Origin of the sequence: Chryseobacterium arthrosphaerae, assembly GCF_001684965.1 — a bacterium.
Lineage (GTDB): Bacteria > Bacteroidota > Bacteroidia > Flavobacteriales > Weeksellaceae > Chryseobacterium > Chryseobacterium arthrosphaerae.
This window is the reverse complement of the sequence record NZ_MAYG01000012.1, coordinates 313,472-336,266: the sequence shown is the minus strand read 5'-3', so window position 1 is coordinate 336,266 and position 22,795 is coordinate 313,472. Positions and strand designations below refer to the sequence as shown.

At 39.6% G+C, this 22,795-nt stretch carries 22 protein-coding genes; 9 read left to right on the top strand and 13 right to left on the bottom strand.

What is annotated here, in order from left to right:
- Positions 1-29 precede the first annotated feature (29 nt).
- The 3 genes from dprA (at position 30) to BBI00_RS16945 (ending at position 3,193) form a co-directional block, all read left to right on the top strand.
- Positions 30-1,139 (top strand): DNA-processing protein DprA, encoded by a 1,110-nt coding sequence (gene dprA, locus BBI00_RS16955; RefSeq protein ID WP_065400049.1) that lies wholly within the window; start codon positions 30-32, stop codon positions 1,137-1,139.
- 190 nt (positions 1,140-1,329) lie between these two features.
- Positions 1,330-2,688: an NADP-specific glutamate dehydrogenase gene (gene gdhA / locus BBI00_RS16950; RefSeq protein ID WP_065400048.1), complete on the top strand. Its 1,359-nt coding sequence runs from the start codon at positions 1,330-1,332 to the stop codon at positions 2,686-2,688.
- Between the two features lie 133 nt (positions 2,689-2,821).
- On the top strand, positions 2,822-3,193 hold the full coding sequence (locus BBI00_RS16945; protein WP_065400047.1) for an iron chaperone: 372 nt from the start codon (positions 2,822-2,824) through the stop codon (positions 3,191-3,193).
- A gap of 133 nt (positions 3,194-3,326) precedes the next feature.
- Here the strand turns inward: BBI00_RS16945 and BBI00_RS16940 are convergent, their stop codons facing one another.
- The 3 genes from BBI00_RS16940 to BBI00_RS16930 form a co-directional block, all read right to left on the bottom strand.
- Positions 3,327-3,626: a hypothetical protein gene (locus BBI00_RS16940; RefSeq protein WP_065400046.1), complete on the bottom strand. Its 300-nt coding sequence runs from the start codon at positions 3,624-3,626 to the stop codon at positions 3,327-3,329.
- Positions 3,627-3,777: 151 nt separating this feature from the next.
- Positions 3,778-4,266, bottom strand: coding sequence for a YkgJ family cysteine cluster protein (locus BBI00_RS16935; RefSeq protein ID WP_065400045.1), 489 nt, complete (start codon positions 4,264-4,266; stop codon positions 3,778-3,780).
- Complete coding sequence (locus BBI00_RS16930; protein WP_065400044.1) at positions 4,267-5,238, bottom strand: ion channel; 972 nt, start codon at positions 5,236-5,238, stop codon at positions 4,267-4,269.
- Positions 5,239-5,393: 155 nt separating this feature from the next.
- Between BBI00_RS16930 and BBI00_RS16925 the strand changes: the two genes are divergently transcribed.
- Complete coding sequence (locus BBI00_RS16925) at positions 5,394-5,774, top strand: group III truncated hemoglobin (RefSeq protein ID WP_065400043.1); 381 nt, start codon at positions 5,394-5,396, stop codon at positions 5,772-5,774.
- A 30-nt stretch (positions 5,775-5,804) separates the two neighbouring features.
- Here BBI00_RS16925 and BBI00_RS16920 read toward each other — a convergent pair whose 3' ends face one another.
- The 9 genes from BBI00_RS16920 to hflX form a co-directional block, all read right to left on the bottom strand.
- A complete protein-coding gene (locus BBI00_RS16920; protein WP_065400042.1) occupies positions 5,805-6,875 on the bottom strand; it encodes a calcium:proton antiporter in 1,071 nt (356 codons plus the stop codon).
- A 66-nt stretch (positions 6,876-6,941) separates the two neighbouring features.
- Positions 6,942-7,280 (bottom strand): DUF6122 family protein, encoded by a 339-nt coding sequence (locus BBI00_RS16915; protein WP_065400041.1) that lies wholly within the window; start codon positions 7,278-7,280, stop codon positions 6,942-6,944.
- 34 nt (positions 7,281-7,314) lie between these two features.
- Positions 7,315-8,553 carry a hypothetical protein gene (locus tag BBI00_RS16910; RefSeq protein ID WP_065400040.1) on the bottom strand — a complete coding sequence of 413 codons (1,239 nt, stop codon included), beginning with the start codon at positions 8,551-8,553 and terminating at the stop codon, positions 7,315-7,317.
- On the bottom strand, positions 8,554-10,566 hold the full coding sequence (locus tag BBI00_RS16905) for a hypothetical protein (RefSeq protein ID WP_065400039.1): 2,013 nt from the start codon (positions 10,564-10,566) through the stop codon (positions 8,554-8,556).
- A 17-nt stretch (positions 10,567-10,583) separates the two neighbouring features.
- The gene (locus BBI00_RS16900; RefSeq protein ID WP_065400038.1) at positions 10,584-11,252 is read right to left on the bottom strand and encodes a hypothetical protein; all 669 of its coding nucleotides are present in this window, start codon (positions 11,250-11,252) and stop codon (positions 10,584-10,586) included.
- 123 nt (positions 11,253-11,375) lie between these two features.
- Positions 11,376-12,095: a DNA alkylation repair protein gene (locus tag BBI00_RS16895; RefSeq protein WP_065400037.1), complete on the bottom strand. Its 720-nt coding sequence runs from the start codon at positions 12,093-12,095 to the stop codon at positions 11,376-11,378.
- A 41-nt stretch (positions 12,096-12,136) separates the two neighbouring features.
- Complete coding sequence (locus BBI00_RS16890; protein WP_065400036.1) at positions 12,137-13,423, bottom strand: cation:proton antiporter; 1,287 nt, start codon at positions 13,421-13,423, stop codon at positions 12,137-12,139.
- 26 nt (positions 13,424-13,449) lie between these two features.
- A complete protein-coding gene (locus tag BBI00_RS16885; RefSeq protein WP_065400035.1) occupies positions 13,450-14,076 on the bottom strand; it encodes a DUF4919 domain-containing protein in 627 nt (208 codons plus the stop codon).
- Complete coding sequence (gene hflX, locus BBI00_RS16880; RefSeq protein WP_065400034.1) at positions 14,076-15,296, bottom strand: GTPase HflX; 1,221 nt, start codon at positions 15,294-15,296, stop codon at positions 14,076-14,078. The genes BBI00_RS16885 and hflX overlap by 1 nt, the downstream gene beginning before the upstream one ends.
- A 195-nt stretch (positions 15,297-15,491) precedes the next feature.
- Here hflX and BBI00_RS16875 point away from each other — a divergent pair, with 195 nt between their 5' ends.
- From BBI00_RS16875 to BBI00_RS16860, 4 genes are all read left to right on the top strand, one after another.
- A complete protein-coding gene (locus tag BBI00_RS16875) occupies positions 15,492-16,199 on the top strand; it encodes a LytR/AlgR family response regulator transcription factor (protein ID WP_065400033.1) in 708 nt (235 codons plus the stop codon).
- Positions 16,200-16,347: 148 nt separating this feature from the next.
- Entirely contained in the window at positions 16,348-16,824 is a 477-nt protein-coding gene (locus tag BBI00_RS16870) for a T9SS type A sorting domain-containing protein (protein WP_065400032.1), read from the top strand.
- A gap of 5 nt (positions 16,825-16,829) precedes the next feature.
- Positions 16,830-19,379: a beta strand repeat-containing protein gene (locus BBI00_RS16865; protein WP_065400031.1), complete on the top strand. Its 2,550-nt coding sequence runs from the start codon at positions 16,830-16,832 to the stop codon at positions 19,377-19,379.
- 6 nt (positions 19,380-19,385) lie between these two features.
- Positions 19,386-19,802, top strand: coding sequence for a hypothetical protein (locus BBI00_RS16860; protein WP_065400030.1), 417 nt, complete (start codon positions 19,386-19,388; stop codon positions 19,800-19,802).
- Between the two features lie 261 nt (positions 19,803-20,063).
- On the opposite strand, the gene BBI00_RS16855 is transcribed toward BBI00_RS16860, so the two are convergent.
- On the bottom strand, positions 20,064-20,498 hold the full coding sequence (locus BBI00_RS16855; protein WP_065400413.1) for an META domain-containing protein: 435 nt from the start codon (positions 20,496-20,498) through the stop codon (positions 20,064-20,066).
- A gap of 86 nt (positions 20,499-20,584) precedes the next feature.
- On the opposite strand from BBI00_RS16855, the gene BBI00_RS16850 reads away from it, so the two are divergent.
- Positions 20,585-22,792, top strand: coding sequence for a S46 family peptidase (locus BBI00_RS16850; protein WP_065400029.1), 2,208 nt, complete (start codon positions 20,585-20,587; stop codon positions 22,790-22,792).
- The last annotated feature ends 3 nt before the right edge of the window (positions 22,793-22,795 follow it).

The following is a 22,795-nucleotide window of genomic DNA, read 5'->3' as shown; positions in this document are numbered from 1 at the left end:
TAATTCACTACATTTGATAAAAAACACACATGATCTCCGAAGAATATCTTTATGCAATCGCCCTTCGTGAATGTAACCAGATAGGCGATATTAATTTTCATAAACTTGTCCGGACCTTTGGAAGTGCTCAGGAAGCATGGAAAAAGGCGAAAAAAGAATATCAAGCGCTCGAAGGGATGGGACAAAAAACTGTTTCTGACATCGGCAGACAGGATCATTTGAAATTCGCAGAAGAAGAATTGAAATTTTGTGAAAAGAATAATATCCGTATCCTGCTCAGACATCTCAATGAAATCCCTTCTCTGCTCAATGAGTGTACTGATGCTCCTGCCATACTTTATCAAAAAGGGAATTTTGACGATTCATTGCAGAAGCTGAGTATTGTAGGAACCCGCAATATGACACCTTATGGCCGCCAATTCATTGAGAACTTCTTTGAAACCACTCAATCCTATCCTTATGCATCAGTAAGCGGGCTCGCATTGGGAGCAGATAAAGAGGTTCATGAGCAGTCAATCCGCAACCGCAAACCCACAATAGCAGTTCTTGCGCACGGATTCCGGTTTTTGTATCCTTCAAAAAACAGAAAGCTTTCTGAAAAAATACTTCAGGAAGGAGGCGCATTGCTCACAGAATTCAGTTCTTCGAGAAAACCCGACCGGGAAAATTTCATTCAGAGAAACCGGATTGTAGCGGGAATTTCCCCTTCCACCATAGTGGTGGAAACCGGATTTGGGGGCGGATCTGTAAGCACAGCTGCTTTCGCCAATGATTATAACCGGGATGTATTTGCTCTTCCGGGAAAGATCACAGACCATTACAGCCAGGGCTGTAACCAGTTGATTTTCCACAATAAAGCAACAGCAATTTCAACGGTCAAAGATCTGGTCGGAATGCTTGGATTTAACGATCCAAAAGAAAAAATAGAAGAGCTGTTCCCTTACAGTGAAGAAACAACACAACTCACTGACAGTCAAAACACAATATATCAGTCTATAAAAGAAAATCCACAGATTTCTTTGGATGATCTGGCTCAGATGATTTCAATTTCATCACATAAAATTTTACCGATAATTCTGGAATTGGAACTTTTAGGGAAAGTAAAATCGTTTTCCGGGAGACAATTTATCGCAATTTAAGAATTAATGATTTCTTAATATTGCATTATTTCATACATAACATTTCATTTTTAATAAAATTTGTTTATAAATTATTAATTTAATAATATTCTCAAACATTATTATTTAATTTTTAACAATGTTAAAATATAGTGTTGTGAATCTTGAAAAAAAAATTAAATTTGTTGACAATAATATTCAACCTTAATATATGGAACAATATAATATTGACCAGAAAATCCAAGAGTTTATTGCAAAAATTGAAGCAAAAAATCCTAACGAACCGGAATTCCTACAGGCTGTAAAAGAAGTTGCCGTAACTGTAATTCCATTCATTGCTACGAAAAAAGAATATAACGGAATGAAGCTGCTTGAAAGAATGGCTGAAGCTGAAAGAATCATTATTTTCAGAGTTCCATGGGTTGATGACAAAGGAGAAATTCAGGTTAACAGAGGTTTCAGAATTCAGATGAACTCTGCTATTGGACCATACAAAGGAGGAATCCGTTTCCACCCTACTGTAAACTTATCCGTTCTTAAATTCCTTGCTTTCGAGCAGGTATTCAAAAACTCTTTGACGACTCTTCCGATGGGAGGTGGTAAAGGAGGTTCAGACTTCGATCCTCAGGGTAAATCTGATATGGAAGTTATGCGTTTCTGCCAGGCTTTCATGACGGAATTGTGTAAGCACATCGGTCCTGAAACAGATGTACCGGCAGGAGATATCGGTGTAGGAGCAAGAGAGATCGGTTATCTATTCGGACAGTATAAGAAAATCAGAAACGAGTTTACCGGAGTTCTTACAGGAAAAGGTCTTGCTTACGGAGGTTCATTGATCCGTCCTGAAGCTACAGGATACGGGGTAGTATACTTTGCTGAGCAGATGCTTAAGACGATCGGACAGGATTTCAAAGGGAAAACCGTAACGGTTTCAGGTTTCGGAAACGTAGCCTGGGGAGTTATCAAAAAAGCAACTGAACTTGGTGCTAAAGTGGTAACAATCTCTGGTCCTGACGGATATATCTATGATAAAGACGGTATCAGCGGAGAAAAGATTGACTATTTATTAGAGCTTAGATCTTCCGGAAACAACAGAGCTGAAGATTATGCTAAAAAATATCCATCTGCTGAATTCCACGCTGGAAAACGTCCTTGGGATGTGAAGTGTGATGTTGCATTCCCTTCTGCAACTCAGAACGAATTAGATTTAGATGATGCAAGAAAACTTGTTGAAAACGGATGTCTTTGTGTAACTGAAGCGGCTAATATGCCTTCTACACTAGATGCGATCAACTATTTCTTAGACAATAAAGTATTATTCTCTCCTGGTAAGGCTTCCAACGCCGGAGGTGTTGCCACTTCAGGATTAGAAATGACACAGAACTCTATCCGTCTTAACTGGACTTCCGAAGAGGTTGACGCAAGATTAAAGGAAATCATGATCGGTATCCACAAAGCCTGCAGAGACTACGGAAAAGACGAAGACGGCTATGTAAACTACGTAAAAGGGGCAAATATTGCAGGCTTCGTAAAAGTGGCAGAAGCAATGTTGGCTCAGGGAGTTGTGTAAACATAAAAAGACAAGGTTGGGAAAAACTCCCGACCTTTTTTAATATAGCCTGTTCCCGGGGAAATGGGAAAAAAGTAAAAAGTGAAAGGAGAAAGTGCTGCTATATGCAGTACTTTTTTTTATTTTTATAGGTATGGAAAATACTTTTAAAAATATTGATGAGTATATTCTTCTGTTTCCAGCAGAAACCCAGGAAAAACTGATTGAACTGAGACAATGTATTCATGCAGTGGCTCCGGGACTTGAAGAATATATCGGATATCAGATGCCGGCTTTCAGATACAAAGGAAAGCCTTTGGTTTATTTTGCAGGATATAAAAAACATATCGGCTTTTATCCCGGCGCTGAGGGTATCAGCCATTTTGAAAAAGATTTTCAGGAAAGAAATTATAAATTTTCAAAAGGAGCTGTACAGTTTCCGATGGATGCCTCTCTTCCGCTGGATCTGGTACGTAAAATTGTAAAGTTCCGTATGAAAGAGACTGATACTAAAAAAGCAAATTAGACATTAACTTTTATAGCTTTGAACAATCACAATAAACAGTACCTATATAGTTATTTTACGCAAAAAACACCAAAAAAATCCTGAAATACGAGATTTCAGGATTCCGACTAGTGTTTGCTAAAATGAATTTCTACTACTTTTTCTTCTTCTTATCTTTTTTTTCTTCTTTCGTTGCATCTGTAGGCTTAGTAGACTCCATGGTTGTTACTTTACTTGTTTCAGTAGCGGGAGTTGTTTCTACAGTAGTTGTGGTGTTCTGCTGTGTGGTACCGGTATCTGGTGTAGTGGTGTTGGTCTTTGAATCCGGTTGTTGTGTTTGTGTAGTCGATGGGCTCTTGGCAGGGGTCTCTGCAGGTTTGTTCTGTTCTGTTTGTGCCGACACTGCGATCATACCGGCCAATGTGAATGCGGCCGTTAAAAATAACTTTTTCATAATGTAATACTTTAAATGATTGTTTAACTTAAACGAGGCATCATTTATAAAATTATGCGTAACTGGTTTATTTAACGGACTTTATAATTATTTAAGAAGAATTTGCAAAAAAATAATCCGGCTGAATTTGGCCGGAAATCTTGAAGAGACACTACTTTGCTACGTTCTTCATCATCTTTTCTACGAACTCAAAAGCTGCAGGGCAGATTACTGTATTTTTCAGCATCAGGTTATTGATCTGGTAAATCTTTTTACGATCGGTGTGAGGATATTCACGACACGCCTTCGGTCTTACTTCATAGATGGAGCAGGTATTATCCCCGTTCAGGAAAAAGCAGGGCAGATTCTGTAATACTTTATCATTATCTTCATCTACCCGTAAGAATTTTGCTTCAAAATCAGCCTGCTTCATACGCAGATGTTTAGAAATACGTTCAATATCTTTTTCGGTATAGAGAGGACCTGTTGTTTTACAGCAATTGGCACATTGCAGGCAGTCTATTTCTTCAAATACTTCATCATGGGTTTCCTGAACAATATAATCAAGTTTTTTGGGCGGTTTCTTTTTCAGTCCGTCCAGGAATTTTTTGTGGTCTTTCTGCTTTTGTAAAGCCTGTTTTTTATAAAAATCTAAATTCATTTATTCTTTATTTCTCAGCGATGCCGGAAGTTCTTCCCTTCTATATTCATTGATCCTGTCCAGATCCAGCACTGTGCTCAGGTTTTCTTTATCCGGATAATACATAGGAACGAATTTCGCTCCGTAAACAATTTCACCCGTAGTATAAGAAGATCTCTGAACCACGGTATTCGAAAAGACTTCATCAAAAGCCCGTACCTGAACGATAATCTCGATATCCGTATTTTTAAAATCATCCTCAGAGAATCCGAAAAACGGGGAATTTTCATTGATAGGATGAACAACCGTCCAGTTCAGGGCCAGAGTATTGATTTTACTCAATTGGGTATCTAACCTGTAAAAATTGCTTTTGGCAGTTCCGTTTTCTATGACCTCAATGGCTGCAGAAACAATAACATCAGCATCCGTCAGCGCATTATTTTTAAAAGGAGCCAGCCTGAACATCAATGCAGAGGATTCCTGGAAAGGTGCAATAACTGCAATATCCGAAAATCTCAGGTAAGCCCGTGGCCTTGAAAACCGCCCATAAAAAAGACCGGTTGCGATGGCAAAGGTAAGCAATCCCAGAAAAGCTTCAAAAGTCGCCACAAGACTGGCCATAAAGCCTACAGGGGCGATCCTTCCGTAACCTACTGTAGTGAAAGTCTGCGAGCTGAAGAAAAAAACATCAATAAACTCGTTGAGCGGATCACTTTTGTCTATCCCGGTCAGATGTTCCACCCCGATCAGATAATAGATCATGGCAAAGAGAAGATTGACGAGCACATAAGCAATCACCAGGTAAGCTATAAACCGGAAAGAAGACAGGTTCAGCATGGTATGATACCAGCTCAGCCTGTTGAAGACATTTACGCCTCTTCTCTGCACATTCGGGAGGCCGTCCTTATTGATAAATCTTCCGGATGCATTGCTTCCGAAACCACTGTTTTCAGCATTTTTCTGCCGGATCTTTTTTCTGAATCCTCCTGTCATTTGTAGGTCATTTATTTTTACACCTGAAGCAAATCTTACTATTTATTTTATTTGCTCGTTTTCAGTTTTCATTAGACAAAGATAAAATATTGTTTTCATGAATTTTATCAATTGAATCATTGGATTCTCATTTGATTTTGCAGTACATTTGAAGTATGAAAAAACTGGAGTCAAGAGAAGATATTGAACACCTTGTCAATTCATTTTATGCCAGGGTTGTAAAGGATGAGACCATCGGATTCTTCTTTAATGATATTGCGAAAGTAGATTGGGATAAGCACCTTCCGAAAATGTATTCCTTCTGGGAGTCTATTCTTTTCGGGCAAATGACCTATAAGGGAAATCCTATGGGTGTACATTTCCCTATCAATGAAATACAGGCTATGGAACAGAAACACTTCGACAGATGGCTTGAGCTGTGGCGCACGACAATTGAAGAGAATTTTGCAGGAGAAAATGCCGATATGGCCATTTATAAGTCTGAAAACATTGCCAAGCTTATGGCTTTCAAAATGGAACTGGCCAGAAGGCTTTAGCAGGGTTCGGAATTACGTTTTAGTATCTGTTTAAGGAACAATTACCGTAAAGATATAAGCCGCCAGATTCACCAGAAGAACAGTCCCGTATAGGATATTTGTTTTTCCGCGGCTCAGGGAAAGCATTACAATAAATACGGATAAAGAAAGCAGGATAATATCTTTTTTGTCTAATCCCAGCACCAGTGGAATATCGTACAGAATACACACCGTAGATACGGCAGGTATCGTAAGCCCGATACTGGCAAGGGCAGAACCCAGGGCAAGGTTTAAGCTGGACTGGATCTGATTGGATCTTGCCGCCCGTATAGCAGCAACCCCTTCAGGAAGAAGAACCACTGCTGCAATGATTACCCCAACCAAAGATTTAGGAGCTCCTACACTCTGTACCATCCCTTCAATAGTATCGGAAAGACCTTTTGCCATTAAAACGACAATCACCAGACAAACCACAAGGAATACGAAACTTATCATTGTTTTCGTTAACGAAGGAATATAATGCTCTTCAGGATGCTCATCAGGGACAATAAAGTAACTTCTGTGACGAACGGTCTGCACCATCAGGAATACACCATAGATCACAAGACAGGCAATAGACACAAAAATAAGCTGGGCTTCGTTATAAAAAGGCCCGTTGACACTTGAAGTAAAATTAGGAAGTACAAGGGTAAGAATAAGAATAGAAACAATACTTACGAGATAAGTAGTAGCAGATGTTCTGGCAAAAAACTGCTCATGATATTTAACGCCACCTACCAGAATACAGATTCCAAGGATTCCATTGAGGATCAGCATTACGGCAGCAAAAACGGTATCTCTGGCCAGTGTGATCGCCTGATCTCCACCGGCTACCATCAGTGAGATGATCAATGCCACTTCAATGATGGTGATACAGAGCGCCAGGATAATGGTTCCGAAAGGCTCCCCTACTTTATGAGCTACCATCTCGGCGTGATGCACTGCGGATAAAACACTCCCGATAAGCAGAACCCCGGCAATAATATCATAAATAACCCCGGTTCCCATCAATCCGGAAAAGTAGTACCCTACCGTAAGGAGAGGAAGAATGTATGTGTAATGTAAAAATTCTTTAGGCTTCATAAAGTGACTACAAAGTACAAAAAATCTACAGAATTTGAAATATTAAAAGAAAATATTAATGATATTTTAATGATTCCACCAGGTAAAATCCTGAAAATCCGTGAACATATGAAACAGCAACCCAATGGCTATAATCCTGATATTTCCTTTGAAGAAAAGCATCAGAATATAGACTGCAATGGCATAATAAGAATGGAGGAAATGAAATCCTATACTGTTTCTTGAAGGATCAAAAATGGGATTGGCAAAAAGGTGGTCCAGATCTACAAGCATTGTTGCCAGTAAGATCAGATATACTTTCTTCCAGTTTTTGCGATAAAAGATCAATGCGATAAACACCGGAAAAACCAGATGTAAAAAATAATGCGTAAACGTTTTGAGCAACATAACTTCTGACTGGGCCATTACTACTTATTCATTTTTAGGAGTTGCTGATGTTTTACCATCTTAAAATTAAAGGCAGTTCACCTTTCTTTGCTTTCACTGTGATCCGGTAATCCTTGGCTTTATTCACATACAGGATATAGTCAATGCCGGAAATGATCTTTTTTTCTGTTTCGCTTAATGTTTTCAGGGAAGAAAATAACAGGGGATTGTTCCGGATCAGAATATAATTTTCTTTTACTCCCGGTGAAAGTGAAACTGGTTTCCTTGTAGATTGTATGATCACTCCACTGCTGGTCTTACTGATCGTATTGGGCTGAAAAGGAATCGCTGTGAATTGATCCTGGGCATTAATCCATTTTTTAGCCTGAAAATATTCCCATGTTTTTCCGGGTATGCGGCTTTGAAGATCTACAATATAATCAGGTTGCGTAATTTTCTGAACTGTCTTTTTTTCGATTTCATTAAAATCATCATCATATTCATAACTGATGATGGTATCATTTACCTGCTCAAGATCAGCAGCGGCTCTGAGATAAGTGATATCTGATGAATCAGCCAGGCTTTTATTGAAAAAGCGGGCATAGTTTTTTACATTCTCCGCATCCAGTTCCATTTCCAGAAAGTGATTTCCCTTCTGCAGCCTGGAAGCAATGGAATTGAATATCTTCGTATCCGGACTGTTTCTGATCTCAATTTCATCATCTTTCACTTCAACGGAGAAATTCTGAATCTTTTGTCCTGAAATAAATGAGATACTTGCTGCTGTATTGTGAATCAACTGGCCGGCATTCCATTTACTGTTGCCAGGCGTCTGGAGAAGCTGCTTTTTAATCGATTCAAAAGCCTGGTCAGAAGTTCCCGCAATGCAATATTCTTTTTCGATTGCAATAAAAATCTGATCTTTCTGAAAGTTCCCGTTTCCTTTATCAATAAACTGACGTGACTTCAGGAAGGCTATGAATTTCCGGGAGTCTTTAAGCTCCAGAACACTATACCATTCGGAAAATTTCGAATCTCTGACATGAAAGATCTGAAAAAAATCCGGAACCCTGATTCCTGAATTTTTAAATGATACCGAACGGTTATCTTTTGTTGGGCTTCCGGACCATTTTGAAGGATGAGTAACCAAGCTGAAGAGGTATTGCCCTGTTAATTTTTTAACATCGATTACAACTACGGCATCTGTATTTTCAGGAATAAACTTCAGGGTTTTATCCTTGTGGAAAAATATCCAATATACTGCCGCGGCAAGGATGAGAATTAACGGAACAATAATCTTCTTTTTGCTCATCTATAATATTTGTGGTTTCTTTTCTTCCTTGGTTTTAAAAATCTGGTCAAACAGATCAAAGAAATACATCAGGCTGTTTTCTGAGGAATCTTTGATGATATAATTCATTTCAGTCTGGATACTTTCTCCTTTTGCCTCTGTTTTATAATACAGTTCGCCTACATTTTTTCTGATCGCATCCAGCGTTCTTCTTTCTTTAGGGCTTTTGAATTCTTTGTCCAGACCTGTCAGAAGCTTCTGAATATCCAACCTTCCGGATAACGGATATTTAGCAGAGTCTTTCGCCCATTTTCTGGAAACGTCGGTCTGGTTCGTAGGAAGAATATTTTCGGTAGAACTCATCAGATAAACAACACCGTTTTTTACAGTAAAGAACAACTGATCGATATATCCGCCGTTTTTCTCGTCTTTGAAGATGTAGAAATCACCTTTTTTAGAGAATTTCTTAGACAGTTTTTTATTAGTAGCCAAAAGGTTAAAGATACGGTTCCAGTACCCTTCATTCTCGGTTGCAAAAGCGAAAGTGAAGTTTGGCACCGCTATTTCCTTGGTTTTCTTTACTTCTTTTTCGTTGAAATCTGCATCATATTCATAATCTGTGTAGTCTACTTTTTTCGTTTTCAGTTCATTGAGAACAAAAATTCCGTTTCCGGGTGCTATTTTGGCAATGGCTTCTTCATCCAGAATAATTTTCATGGTTTCCATGACCAGCTCCATTTCCTTCTTGTATTCACCTACTCCCGAGTTCTGAAGAAGGCTGTACATCACATCAAAACATTTGGCCCCGTCTACGTTCATTGCATAATAACCAACACTTTTCTCATTGATCAGTTCCAGCAGTTTTCTGTTTTTCTTGCCTTTGTAAACAGATGAGATACTCTTCTGGATCTCAGCGTCTTTATGCTGGTAATTATTCACCAGTCTTACTTTATCTTTATCAAAATACAGATTGTACGAGTAATTGGAATTGTACATATTTTTGAACATCTGTCCGTAAGTATAGTACTTGGTCATTTTACCGTAAATACCTTCATTAACGATTCTTCCGTAATCTGTATACACAAAAACATCAGAACCGGCATCTCTGAAAGCCAGCATTTCTTTAGGAGCTTCTACTTCAAGGTTGGAGCTGAAATACCGGTCAAAATGATCTTCAGCATGTTTTTTTACGATTTTGAAATTTTCTTTACGGATAGAATCCTGCTCTTTCTGATAAGCCTTGTCCGCTTCTGAATCTTCATATTCCGCAGCCTCACCCGGGTAATCTTCCGGTTCCGGAGTTGCAGTATTTTCCTTTTCCTTCGGATATTTGTGATGTTTCTGAAGATATTTGATATCCTTTTGAATTCTTGCTATTTCAAGGTTATTTTCCTTAATATTTTCTTTCAGGTATTTGATATCATCCTTCAGATTTCTGATTTCTTCTTTATAATCAAATGGTTTTACTTCCTCTTCAATATAAGCACTGTCTGCAGCAACTGCCACAGCGCTGTCAGTAACAGCTTCAACACTCTCGGCCTCTGTTTTCCAGAGATCTTTATAAGGCTTCGTGTAGCTCACCATGCTTAGGACTGCGCGGCTTCCGTTCCATGCCACAAAAATATCATCATCCATATCTACGTACGAATAATTGCTTTTCTTAGATACCTCCAGCCCTTTTTTCTTTACAGAATTCACGAATTCCTGGAACTTTTCCTTATTATCGATGATAAAATGGGTGTTGTATGTTTTGATGGAATCATTAAAGCTTGCATAATGATACTGCACAGCGTCGTATTTAATTCCTGTTTTGGAATAATCTGTCCACGAAGGTTTTTCCTTACTTTTCTTGCTTAATTCATGGAGCAAGGGGTTAAGTTTATTCCAGTTGATTTTGTTATTAAGCTGCTTTCCGTTGACTTCCATATAAAATACGGCATCACTCGGAACTTTCATACTATTCTGGGCAAAGGCAATGGTAAAACCGAAGACTAAGAAAATAATTTTTTGTGTTTTTAATAAGATAGATTTCATGTCTATAGTTTAGAAATTTATTGAAAAAGGATGGTGTTTTGTATCTGTTTTTTCTGCAGGATGAGGTCCAGAACATCCGCTTCAAGCTTAAGCGCCTTTTTATTCGGGGAAAGCAGGTAGGCATTATTTGTCTGTGATTTTACCGCATTTTCAAACTGCATGATTGAAGTATACTTCGCATCGTTAAAGACTTCTTTATCTGCCTTACTCATCTTGTCATAATCTGCCTTGAAGGTGTTGACCTTATTTCTCGTCAGCGTCTTTTTTTCAACACTTTGGCTGTAGATTTGTGTCGGAACCATCTTTCCCAGTATATTCTGAGATTTAAGTTTTTCCAGTCCGGCATTAATATTTTCAATTTTTTTGAAATTGCAGCTCAGCCTGACAATGTAGTTGTCAAAATCCATGGATGTTTTCACATTGCTGATCCCAGGAGTTCCTTTGAAAATTCTGGCAGCTTCGTTGATTTTATTTTCAATTTCAGCCTTTTTCGGAACCTTTTTCCCGTTAATGGTTTCCATTTTAGAAATGGAAGCCAGCCTTGTTTTGCTTTTACTGGCATTGAGAATAATCGTGTACTCTCCTGTTCCGTCTGCTTTCAGATTCACCTTATCCAGAATATCAAAACAACTTGTCAGGATGGATAAAGGAAGAAAAAGAATAAATAATCTCAGAATTTTTCTCATGATTGGGCTTAAAACCACAAAATTACTCAATTCCGGCCTTACATCCTTACAATCTTTGATTTTTTGAAGATAAATAGCTGTTTTCCGGTACTTTTTCAGAACAGGAAATTACTGCTTTATTTTTTAAACCCTGCCTTTCAGATAATCCTGGCGCAGGTCCTCATCGAGTTTTTCGATGGAATAGCGTAAGCAGGTTCTCGGCATTTCTTTATAATACTGTTTCAGATAACTGATCAGCTCCGCTTCATTTTTCTGTCCCATTTCCCTCAACAGCCAGCCGTTTGCCTTATGCATCAGATCATGCGGGTGCTTCAGATTCCTGGTCACGAATTCTTTGGTAAGGTCAAATGACCCTTTTTTCACATAATGCATCGTTCCCACCACAGCAATTCTCTTATGCCACATTTCTTCAGATTTTGAAAGGTCTCTCAGAAGGCTTTCTTTCTGATTTTCAAAAGCGTATCTGCCCAGAATTTTGTAACAGCTTGAATCTACAATATCCCAATTATTGACATAAGGAAGATGGTCCAGATAAAACTTCACGGCTTCATCTTTTAAAGCTTTATCTTTTGTTTTCTCAAATTTTAAGACCAGCATAAAGATCGCTGTAAGCCTGTGCTCATGGTATTGTGAAGAGAGCAGTACACTTAATTCTTCCCAGCTTATTTTCGGATAATACTCTTTGGCAACAGATCTCTGATCCGGAACTTTTACTCCCAGAAATAAATCTCCTTCCCCATATTCTCCTTTTCCTGTCTTGAAAAACCTGGGAAAGAACTCTGCTTTTTCGGGGATGGACAAGACCGCTAGTGCCTCCTGTATTTCTTTGATAAGACGACTCATAATACCTGCTTACCGCTGTATGTATATACTTAAAATAATCATTAAGACTTTTCCTCCATTGCAATCCCCTCCTGCTCCTTCTCTTCTCTGGCAATCTGCTTAGGATTGGCTACTTTAGCAATCGTAAGCCCCTGAACGATGATAGAGAATACCACCACACAGTAGGTAATGCTTAGAATAATTTCACTGTATTCGCTTTTAGGAATAGACATTGCCAAAGCTATGGAAACTCCACCGCGGATTCCTCCCCAAACCAATACTTTTACCGTTTGCGGACTAAATCTTGTTCTGAGTGAAGTGAATTTCGTAGGACCCCAGATCGAAATAAATCTTGCCAGTAAAACCACAATAATTGCCAGCAGACCAGGAATCATAAAATGCTTAAGGTCTTTGATCATCAATAGTTCAAATCCTATGAACAGGAATAGTACGGCATTGAGGATTTCGTCAATTAGTTCCCAGAATTTGATCAGATAATCCTGGGTAACAGATTTCATTTTGAAATTCCTGTTAAAATTCCCCATGAATAAACCTGCCGCCACCATTGTCAATGGTCCTGAAATATGCATTTGCCTTGCAATAAGGTAACCCCCCATTACTACAGAGAGCGTTACCAGTACGGAAATAATATAATCATCCACTTCACGCATCAGCCTTGAAGTTACCCAACCGAGTAAAACACCCAGTAGAAGACCGCCGCCAGCTTCATGCAGTAAAAGCAATCCGATGCTTTCAACCCCCAGGTCCACTTCTTTTCCAACGGCAAGCTGCAGGACTACTGTGAAAACCACAACCGCCATCCCATCATTGAAAAGAGATTCTCCGGCTACTTTTGTCTCCAATGATTTGGACACATTCGCCTGCTTCAGGACACTCAGAACCGCAACCGGATCAGTAGGTGAAATTAATGCTCCAAAAACAAGGCAGTAGATAAAGGGAAGATTAATGCCAACGTAAGGCAGCAAATAAAACATTCCGAAACCTACCACAAAAGTGGAAATGACGACACCCACCGTAGAAAATATCACTACAGGCCTGAACTGTTCTTTCAGATCATTGATGTTAATATGGATTCCTCCCGCAAAAAGAAGAAAATTAAGCATAGCCCCCATCAGTACTTCTGTAAAATCGATGCTGTTCATCAGGTTATGAAGATGCCCGAAAGTTCTCGGAAGCACCGTTTCACCAAACATGACAAGGAAAATGGAAACCACAATGGCAATGACCATGATCCCGATGGTACTCGGAAGTTTTAAGAATCTGTAGTTAAGATAGGCAAATATGGATGCTAATACGATTAATGCTGAAAATGAATAATATAATTCCACTAAGTGTTTTTTATAAGATTAATTGGTTAGTCTAAATAAAGTATTTTGATATAAATCCTGCGGCTGTCTTTCTCCCATATATCTATCATGCCGTCTTTTACAGCTTTTGAATTTCTTGTATAATCCTGTCCTATATTCAGAATATTCAGCAGAATGTATTCGTCGCCCACAGAATTGACGACATAAGCTGTTTTTTCAGACATCCCGTCTCCAGAGCTCTTGATTCCGTCCGTAAGTGACCGGAACTGATTGAGGTGATGCATAAAATTGCTGCCGTCTTTCATAGAGTCATAAGCTCTCAGAAGAATCAGCAGGATATCCAGATTGGTAGGGTCTTTGTCATACAATGCCTTTCCCTGTTTTACACAGTCTGAAAAATTACCTTGTTTAAAGGCTTCTGCCAGATTTTTGAAACCTTCATCTGAAGTCTGTACCCTGTCATTTCTGAAATTCCTCCCGTAGTAGAGGTATTGTGACTCTATACTGTCCAAAGACTTCGGGTATCCCTTATATTTAAAAATGAGCTTATCATAATTGTAAGGTGAATCAGGATTTTTCAGACTTTTCTCAATAGCTTTTAAATCCACTTTTGATTTCTGGCTGAACCCAAAAACCGAAAGCATCATGAATAAGAGAAAAAAGGGATATTTCATTAATTGTTATCTTCTTCTTCGTTATCAAAATATTCGAAAAGGAAATCGTTGTAGGGGAATCTTGAAATATGGATCTTCATCACCTCGTCATAAATCATTTTCTTCATTTCCGGGAAATTCTCCTTCGTCAGCGCAGAAATGAAAACCGTTGGATACTTGGATTTTGCCATCCATGTTTTTTTCCATTCTTCCAGAGAAATGTTTTTACGGGTAGAAGGGGTAAGGTCGTCTTCGTCCTTTTTCACATAGCTGAAATCATCTATTTTATTGAAAACCATGATCATCGGCTTCTGATGGGCATCAATTTCCATCAGGATATGATTTACAGATTCAATATGGTCTTCAAAACTTTCGTGAGAAATATCTACCACGTGAATCAACAAGTCTGCCTCACGCACCTCATCCAAGGTAGATTTAAAGGATTCCACCAGCTGTGTAGGTAGTTTTCTGATAAATCCAACCGTGTCGGTAAGCAGGAACGGCAGATTCCCGATCACAACTTTTCTTACGGTAGTGTCCAGGGTGGCAAACAGTTTATTTTCTGCAAAAACTTCAGATTTTGAAAGCGAATTCATCAGGGTAGATTTTCCAACGTTGGTATATCCTACCAAAGCGGCACGTACCACTTTCCCACGGTTGTTACGCTGGGTAGCCATCTGCTTATCGATCGTCTTCAGTTTGTCCTTCAGCAAAGTAATCCTGTCACGGATGATACGACGGTCGGTTTCAATTTCCGTTTCCCCGGGACCTCTCATCCCGATTCCCCCTTTCTGGCGCTCAAGGTGGGTCCACATTCTTGTCAGCCTTGGCAAAAGATACTGGTATTGTGCCAGCTCTACCTGGGTTCTCGCATAAGAAGTCTGGGCTCTCTGGGCAAAAATATCAAGAATAAGGTTGGTACGGTCCAGGATTTTTACCTCCATTTCTCTTTCCAGGTTTTTAAGCTGCGAAGGAGAGAGCTCATCGTCAAAAATGACGGTTCCAATCTCATTTTCTTTTACGTATTCTTTTATCTCAAGTGCTTTTCCGCTACCGATGAAGGTTTTGGAATCAGGCTGGGTCAGTTTTTGAGTGAAGCGTTTTTGTACGGTTGCTCCTGCTGTGAAAGCTAAAAACTCAAGCTCATCTAAATACTCCGTTAGTTTTTCTTCATCCTGATGCTGTGTGATAATACCTACCAGGACTGCTTTCTCATAATTATGTTCTTTCTTTTCTAGCATTAAGTTCTATCTATGTTTATGATTTTTACAAGATAATATTTTTCAGAAAAAAAACAAAATCAAATTTTATTTAATAACACATTTTAATATAAATTTAAGTTCAGCCTTGGTATGTTTTGTAAAAAATCAATAACTTTATGTAATAATTTTCTATTTTTCAAGCAGTTAAATTGAAAATTTAATTTCCAGAAAATCATGATTTCACATATTAGATGTATGATTATTGATGATGATGAACTGGACAGGCTGGTTCTTCAGCATTATATTAAACAATATGACAACATAGAGATTGCCGGATCTTTTGATACGGCAGAAAAAGCAGTTCCGTACCTTGATCTTCCCATTGATCTTCTCCTCACCGAAACCAATTTAAAGGGAATGAGCGGACTTGAATTCCGAAAACTCGCCCACAGGATTCCTGCCTGTATCTTTGTCAGTTCACATCCGGAATTAGCGGCCGGAGTATTTGAAATCAACGCCTTAGACTTTATAACGAAACCATTAACCTCGGAGCGTTTTCATTATTCTATGCAAAAGCTCTTCAATTTTTTTGAAGTAAAAGAAAAATGCGAATGCTACGATACCCTGATAGGAGACCATTGCATTACCATAAAAGAGGGCGGGCATATTTCCCAGATCAAAATGAAAGACATCCTGTATCTGGAAGCTTTAAAGGACTACACCCGGATCATCACCCTTGAAAAAAATCACTGTATTCTCAATTCACTGGGCAGTCTCCTGCAAAAGAACTTTTTTGAGTCTTTTATCAGAATACACAGAAGCTATGCTGTTCCCCGCCACCTCATCCGTGGTAAAAGCTGCCATGAAATAGAGCTGACCCATCATATCAAACTTCCTATTGGCCGGACGTACAAGAATAATCTGGCATTCTTCGAGCCTTAAAAAGGCAAAAAACCTTCACAATAATTCACAAAATGCCATTGGTCGATTATTTCTGCCGTTGGTCTATTTTCCTGTTATCTGATCCGGATAGATGGTAATTTAGTGTTCCCAAATTTCCCCTTATTTATTAACCACAAAACTGTTATTCATGAAAAAAAAATTTATTTACTGTCTTCCCTTGTTCCTGTTTCCTGTCGCCATCTTTCATGCCCAATCTGCCATTCTGGCAACCGGGACGGATGCATCGGCAGGCAATGGTTCGGTCTCTTACAGCATCGGCCAGACCGCTTACCTTAACAAAGGAACCCCCGTTCAGGTCATGGAAGGGGTACAACAGGGCTATGAGATTACTACACTTGCAACCCAGGAAACTTTATCCGAACAGAAGGATATCCTGCTTTACCCCAACCCTTTCAAAGATTTTCTGTATATCGATTTTACCACCTATAATTACAAGGGTTCGGAGTACCAGCTTTTCGATGCCCAGGGTAAACTGATCAGAAAAGATATCATCAGGGAATCAAAATCCGAGCTTAATTTTTCAGCTCTGCCTTCTACGATGTACATCATCAGGATTAATCAGAATGGTGAAAACATCAAAACTTTTAAAATCATAAAAAAATAAATGCCATGAAAAAAATATTATTCTTGTTTGGGATACTGTCCGGTCTCTTCATGGGGCTTTCACAGGCGCCTGAAAAAATGAGCTATCAGGCTGTCATCAGAAACGGTTCGGGACAATTATTGGGCAATCAAAGTATTGCCGTACGGGTAAGCATCCTCCAGGGATCTCCTGCCGGTGCCGAAATCTATGCCGAAAGACTTACGGGAAATACCAACGCAAACGGACTTGTCAGCCTGGAAATAGGAACAGGTACCGTTATTACCGGAACATTTGCTTCGATCAACTGGCCTGCAGGCAGTTATTATTTAAAAACAGAAACAGACCCTGCAGGAGGAACCAATTATACGATAACAGGAACCAGCCAGCTGCTGAGTGTTCCTTATGCCATGTATGCCAAATCTGCTGGAAACAGCGGGGGTACTTTCACCATTCCCTACATCAACACTGTAAATAATGCCTCTACTTTATTTTCCTTGACCAATGACGGCGACGGGACTTCTTTAGAAGGAAACAATACCACTACCACATCCAATATTGCTGCGGTAAGAGGGGTTGTTACCAGTGCTTCTCCGGGAGGATTTTCTTCAGCAGTCCGGGGGATCAACAATGGAACGGGCGGCCTTGGTGTAGGAGTTTATGGAAGCCAGGCAGGAAGCGGCTGGGGAGTATACGGAACCACCCCTAATGGCCTTGGGGTATATGGAAACGCTACGGCCAACGGAATCGGGGTTTATGCCAACAGCAACACCGGGACCGGCCTCACAGCAACCAGCAACAATGGAATTCCTGTAAGTGTTTCCATTTTCAATAATGCGAATAACAATACGGTGCTTAATGCCTCCAGTGTAGGAAACGGCACTGTTATAAACGTTACCACTTCGGGGAACGGAGCCGGGGTGAGAAGTTCTACAGGAAGCGGATTCGGAGTTCACGGGATTACCACTGCCCAGACTTCTGCCGGCGTTGTAGGTGATAATAATGGCGGAGGTGAGGCGATAGTAGGAAGAACGACCAGTGATATTGCAGGAGCAGTTGTAGGACGTAATGATGGTGGTGGATATGGAGTGAGAGGTTTTGTAGCCACCAATACTTCCGGAACCGGTATAGGTGTCTATGGCCAGGTGGGTATAAATAATAGTACGGGACGTGCCGGAAGGTTTGAAAATTTTAATCAGACCAATACTACAGGAAATACCTTTGAGGTACAAACCAATGGTAACGGAAATATTCCCGATAATACCCAAGGGAATGCCGGATCCTTTCTTGTGAACAATACCAATAGTGTTGCAGCAGCAGTAAGGGGTGAGGTCAAAACGATATTTGGAAACTTCGGAGCGGCCGCTATTTTCGGAGTATCTTCAGGTACAGGAGGTTTTGCCGGATTATTCCACGCTTCCAATCCTTCCGGAAACGGTGCTTCTCTGGTATCCATCAATGACGGAAACGGAAATGCCATTACAGCCAATGCCAGTAAAGACGGAAATGGTGTGGAAACCAATATTGACGGTGCAGGAAATGCTCTTTATGCATGGGTACCTTCCTTTGCAACAGGACGTGCCGGCAGATTTGAAATTTTCAATGATGCTAATACCAGTGATGTTATCACAGTAAAAACGATCGGAAATGGTATTGCAGGAAATTTTAAAGTTGACCGGGTAACCGGAACCTCTCCGGCAGTAAAAGCAGAAGTCAATTCTCAATTTGCCAATTTTGGAACAGCTGCAATTTATGGTCTTTCTTCAGGTACAGGAGGGTATGCCGGACTGTTTTATGCCAGTAATCCTGCCGGAAACGGACCTTCATTGATATCCCTATCCGAAGGAAATGGAAATGCAATTACTGCCAATGCAGGCGGAAGTGGCGATGGTATTGAAGCCTCGTGTGATGGAGCCGGAAATGCTATTTCCGGTTTTATTCCCAACTTTGGTACCGGTAAGGCCGGTAGATTCGCCAATTTCAACAATGCCAATAGCCAGCCGGTAGTACATGTAACCACAACGGGTACAGGTTCTACTCTACTTGTGAATCATCAGGGCCCCTCCGGAAATATTGCGATCTATCAAAGTGCATCAGTAAATGTGGCGAGGATCAATAAAGCCGGAACGGGATTTTTCAATGGTGGTACCCAAAACAGCGGAGCAGACGTTGCTGAAGCATTTGATGTGGAAGGAAGTGTTTCAGAATACGAAGCAGGCGACATATTGGTAATATCAACAAATTCAGACAGAATGGTAGAAAAATCCTCTACACCTTATTCTACCCTTGTTGCAGGCGTATATGCTACTAAACCTGGAGTACTTCTTACCGAAGAACATATTGACACTGATCTTTCAGGTAAAGTTCCAATGGGTGTCATTGGAGTGATCCCTACCAAAGTATGTCTTGAAAACGGCAAAATAAAAAGAGGAGATCTTCTGGTAACCTCATCCCAGGCAGGGATTGCCATGAAAGCCAACCCTAAAAAGGTAAAAATAGGTCAGGTCATCGGAAAAGCTCTTCAGGACTATGATCAAAAAGGCACCGGAAAAATTCAGGTATTAGTTAATATAAAATAAAACGTCATGAAAACAGCATATATTATTCCGCTATTATTTTTAAGTATTGTGATCTATGGTCAGGAAACTAAGCAGGCAGTTCCTGTGGAAGATCAGACACAGGCATTAAAGCAGATAAAAGAACATGAAGCAAAACTGATACAGGAAGCTAAGGAGAATGCAGAAAAGAAAACGGAGCCAACCGGACTTCCCTCCGACAAAGGACCGGAAGTAAAAAAGCAGGAGCAAAAATCTAAAGCGGCTAATGAAAATTCCGGAAAACTACTTCCCAATACAGCAACACTTGAAGAGATCAAAAGAACGATTCCCAACAGACAGGTATCCCGAAGCACAGTCAATTCTAAGAACACAAATACCCACGTTACAGGGTTGCCCAATACAGCAACGCTGGAAGAAATAAAAAAAACGATTCCTAAAAACTGATACCCTTCAAAAGCTAATAACCAAACTAGATTTTTCAAACAAAAGAAGTCCGCTACACAGCGGACTTTTGTTATTATAATTTGAACCCTATAATAATCAGTTGATTGTCACTAATTTAACATCCTGTTTTTTAGGAAGACTTGAAGCTGGGAGCAGGAAGCTATGAAACCCATAAAGAATAATCATCCGATGGATCTGATGATTTGTTTTACAGTGATCATAACACTAAAAATTCATCTTATTATAAAGTAGCTTTTCAAATTAATCCCAATCTGCAGCCACAAACTTCATTTGATTTCCATTTTCATCAGATAGTGTAAGAAAATGGCCTTCTACAGAATATTTTGTCATCGTTTCGAATTTTTTCTGAAAAGCGGTTTCCAAATTCATATCCTGGCAGGCTTTCGCTGTACTTACTCCTTTTGAAATCTTCACTTTTCCTCCTTTCTGAAATTCGGAAGAAAAAGACATTTGATTACAGCCCAGGTATGCACTTCCCTGAATTTTACCCTTTTCCATTTTTGATGTCAGATTAATTTCTGCTTTATTGGCAATCAGCTGTTCTTTGGTAAAGCCTTCAAAAGAGACCAGCATCCATTGCCTTTGCAGATAAGGATTCTGAGCCGGCATTGAGGAACAATTCAAAACAAGACCCAGAAATAAAACCGCAAAAAGGGATAATAGTATTTTTTTCATGCGGATTATCATCCCATTTTCATACCAATCCGGGACAGAATCTCGTAAAAATTAGTAAATTAGCGACACAAAAATTATTTTATAAAATGAAAAGACTATTTCTACTATTCACTTTCTTGTTGGGCTTTGCCCAGATGAGGGCGGATGAGGGGATGTGGCTGCTTATGCTCATCAAACGACTTAACGGTGTTGATATGCAAAAAGAGGGTCTTCATCTGACGCCTGAAGAAATTTATTCAGTGAACAATTCGAGTATGAAAGATGCTATCGTAAGTTTCGGTGGTTTCTGTACCGGGGAGATTGTTTCTGATAAAGGACTTTTATTCACGAACCACCACTGTGGTTATGGAGCTGTAGCGGCTGCTTCTACTCCTGAAAAAGATTATCTGAAGAACGGCTTCTGGGCAATGAAACAGAAAGACGAGTTCAATGCAAAAGATCTTTATGTAAGATTTTTAGTGAGAATGGATGATGCTACCCAGAGAATCACCTCCAAACTTAATAACAATATGACCGGAGCAGAGAGAAAAGCTGTTATTGATGCTGAAACAAAAGCAATCCAGACAGAAAACTCTGAAAACGGGAAATATACTGTAGTGGTAAAAGATTTCTTCAACGGAAACGAATTCTACTATTTCGTATACCAGGATTATAAAGATGTTAGATTGGTAGGAGCCCCACCTTCTTCATTAGGAAAATTCGGTGGTGATACAGATAACTGGGAGTGGCCAAGACACACTGCAGACTTCACGGTTTTCAGGGTATATGCTGATGCTGCAGGTAACCCTGCGGAATATTCTCCAAGCAATGTTCCTATGAAACCTAAGCACTTCCTTCCGGTTTCTCTTAAAGGAATTAAGCCTGGTGATTTCTCAATGATCTTAGGATATCCTGGAAGAACAAACCGTTATCTTACTTCTTACGGAATTGAGCAGATGGTAGGTAAAGATTATCCGGCATGGGTTGAAGCTTCCAAAACGGCAATGGATGTGATGAAGAAGTATATGGATAAGGATAAAGCGACCCAGCTTAACTATGCATCTCAATATGCATCTGTAGCCAACTACTGGAAAAACAGACAGGGAACAATAGATGCTGTAGTGAAAAACGGAACAATTACTGATAAGAAAGCAATTGAGGACAAATTCAAAGCCTGGGCTGTAATGCCGGGAAATACTGAATATGATGGTGTATTAGAGGATATCAGCATTTATTACAAACAAACTTCTGACAGAAATGTTGAAAGAAACTATGCTACTCAATTCTCAAGAAACGCAAAATATATTTCTCTTGCTCTAAAAGTAGGTTCTGTTCTTAAGGCTTATGCAGCTCAGGACATGCAGGGAAGATTGGCTATGAAAGCTAAGACTGAAGCAGCAATTAAAGAAGCTTATGAAAACTTCAGCCCGGCTTTGGAAGGAGAAATGCTTGCAGCAATGACAAGTCTTTACCAGGCCAGAGTTAAAAATCAGGAGGTTGCTTCTGCTACCATCTTAGGTTTAGATGCTAAAACAGTTTCCAACCTTGCCTATTCTTCTATTTTTGCCAACAAAACTTCTGCAACGAACTTCTTATTGAATCCGGATGCATTGAAGCTTGATGCTGATCCACTTTGGAAAGCTGCTAACGGAATTGTTGCTGACCAGAAAATGAGCACTGAGAGATATGTGAAAATAGACGATAATTTTGCAAAAAACAGCCGTTTATTCTTAGCCGGACTTATGAAGGCTATGCCTGAGAAGAAGTTCTACCCGGATGCGAACTCTACCATGAGATTAACTTACGGTACTGTAGATAAACTTCCTATCAGAAGTGACAGAAACTACTTCGGTGTTACAGATAACTATTATACTGACATGACAGGTCTTGTTGGAAAATACAAGAAAGGGGATGAAGAATTTGACCTTCCACAAAGAGTGATCGATCTTTACAACCTTAAGGATTTCGGACAATATGCTGATGCTAAAGGATACATGCCTGTAAACTTCCTTTCAAACAACGATATTACAGGAGGTAACTCCGGTTCTCCGGTAATTGACGGTGACGGAAACCTTATCGGTATTGCTTTTGACGGAAACAGCGAAGCATTAAGCGGCGATATCGTGTTCGAACCTGAATGGCAGAAGACAATTAACGTAGACGTTCGTTTCGTTCTTTGGACCATCGATAAATATGCGGGTGCAAGAAGATTAATAGATGAATTGAAGCTTGTAAGAGATGAAAATACTCCGGCTGATACAAAAACTAAAAACTCAGGTACCACAACAACACCTAAGAAAACAAAGAAAAAATAATCT

Excerpts from the sequence above, each read along its gene's own strand:
- dprA (WP_065400049.1), top strand. The coding sequence starts at position 30 with ATGATCTCCGAAGAATATCTTTATGCAATCGCCCTTCGTGAATGTAAC.
- gdhA (WP_065400048.1), top strand. The coding sequence starts at position 1,330 with ATGGAACAATATAATATTGACCAGAAAATCCAAGAGTTTATTGCAAAA.
- BBI00_RS16945 (WP_065400047.1), top strand. The coding sequence starts at position 2,822 with ATGGAAAATACTTTTAAAAATATTGATGAGTATATTCTTCTGTTTCCA.
- BBI00_RS16940 (WP_065400046.1), bottom strand. The coding sequence starts at position 3,626 with ATGAAAAAGTTATTTTTAACGGCCGCATTCACATTGGCCGGTATGATC.
- BBI00_RS16935 (WP_065400045.1), bottom strand. The coding sequence starts at position 4,266 with ATGAATTTAGATTTTTATAAAAAACAGGCTTTACAAAAGCAGAAAGAC.
- BBI00_RS16930 (WP_065400044.1), bottom strand. The coding sequence starts at position 5,238 with ATGACAGGAGGATTCAGAAAAAAGATCCGGCAGAAAAATGCTGAAAAC.
- BBI00_RS16925 (WP_065400043.1), top strand. The coding sequence starts at position 5,394 with ATGAAAAAACTGGAGTCAAGAGAAGATATTGAACACCTTGTCAATTCA.
- BBI00_RS16920 (WP_065400042.1), bottom strand. The coding sequence starts at position 6,875 with ATGAAGCCTAAAGAATTTTTACATTACACATACATTCTTCCTCTCCTT.
- BBI00_RS16915 (WP_065400041.1), bottom strand. The coding sequence starts at position 7,280 with ATGGCCCAGTCAGAAGTTATGTTGCTCAAAACGTTTACGCATTATTTT.
- BBI00_RS16910 (WP_065400040.1), bottom strand. The coding sequence starts at position 8,553 with ATGAGCAAAAAGAAGATTATTGTTCCGTTAATTCTCATCCTTGCCGCG.
- BBI00_RS16905 (WP_065400039.1), bottom strand. The coding sequence starts at position 10,566 with ATGAAATCTATCTTATTAAAAACACAAAAAATTATTTTCTTAGTCTTC.
- BBI00_RS16900 (WP_065400038.1), bottom strand. The coding sequence starts at position 11,252 with ATGAGAAAAATTCTGAGATTATTTATTCTTTTTCTTCCTTTATCCATC.
- BBI00_RS16895 (WP_065400037.1), bottom strand. The coding sequence starts at position 12,095 with ATGAGTCGTCTTATCAAAGAAATACAGGAGGCACTAGCGGTCTTGTCC.
- BBI00_RS16885 (WP_065400035.1), bottom strand. The coding sequence starts at position 14,076 with ATGAAATATCCCTTTTTTCTCTTATTCATGATGCTTTCGGTTTTTGGG.
- hflX (WP_065400034.1), bottom strand. The coding sequence starts at position 15,296 with ATGCTAGAAAAGAAAGAACATAATTATGAGAAAGCAGTCCTGGTAGGT.
- BBI00_RS16875 (WP_065400033.1), top strand. The coding sequence starts at position 15,492 with ATGATTTCACATATTAGATGTATGATTATTGATGATGATGAACTGGAC.
- BBI00_RS16870 (WP_065400032.1), top strand. The coding sequence starts at position 16,348 with ATGAAAAAAAAATTTATTTACTGTCTTCCCTTGTTCCTGTTTCCTGTC.
- BBI00_RS16865 (WP_065400031.1), top strand. The coding sequence starts at position 16,830 with ATGAAAAAAATATTATTCTTGTTTGGGATACTGTCCGGTCTCTTCATG.
- BBI00_RS16860 (WP_065400030.1), top strand. The coding sequence starts at position 19,386 with ATGAAAACAGCATATATTATTCCGCTATTATTTTTAAGTATTGTGATC.
- BBI00_RS16855 (WP_065400413.1), bottom strand. The coding sequence starts at position 20,498 with ATGAAAAAAATACTATTATCCCTTTTTGCGGTTTTATTTCTGGGTCTT.
- BBI00_RS16850 (WP_065400029.1), top strand. The coding sequence starts at position 20,585 with ATGAAAAGACTATTTCTACTATTCACTTTCTTGTTGGGCTTTGCCCAG.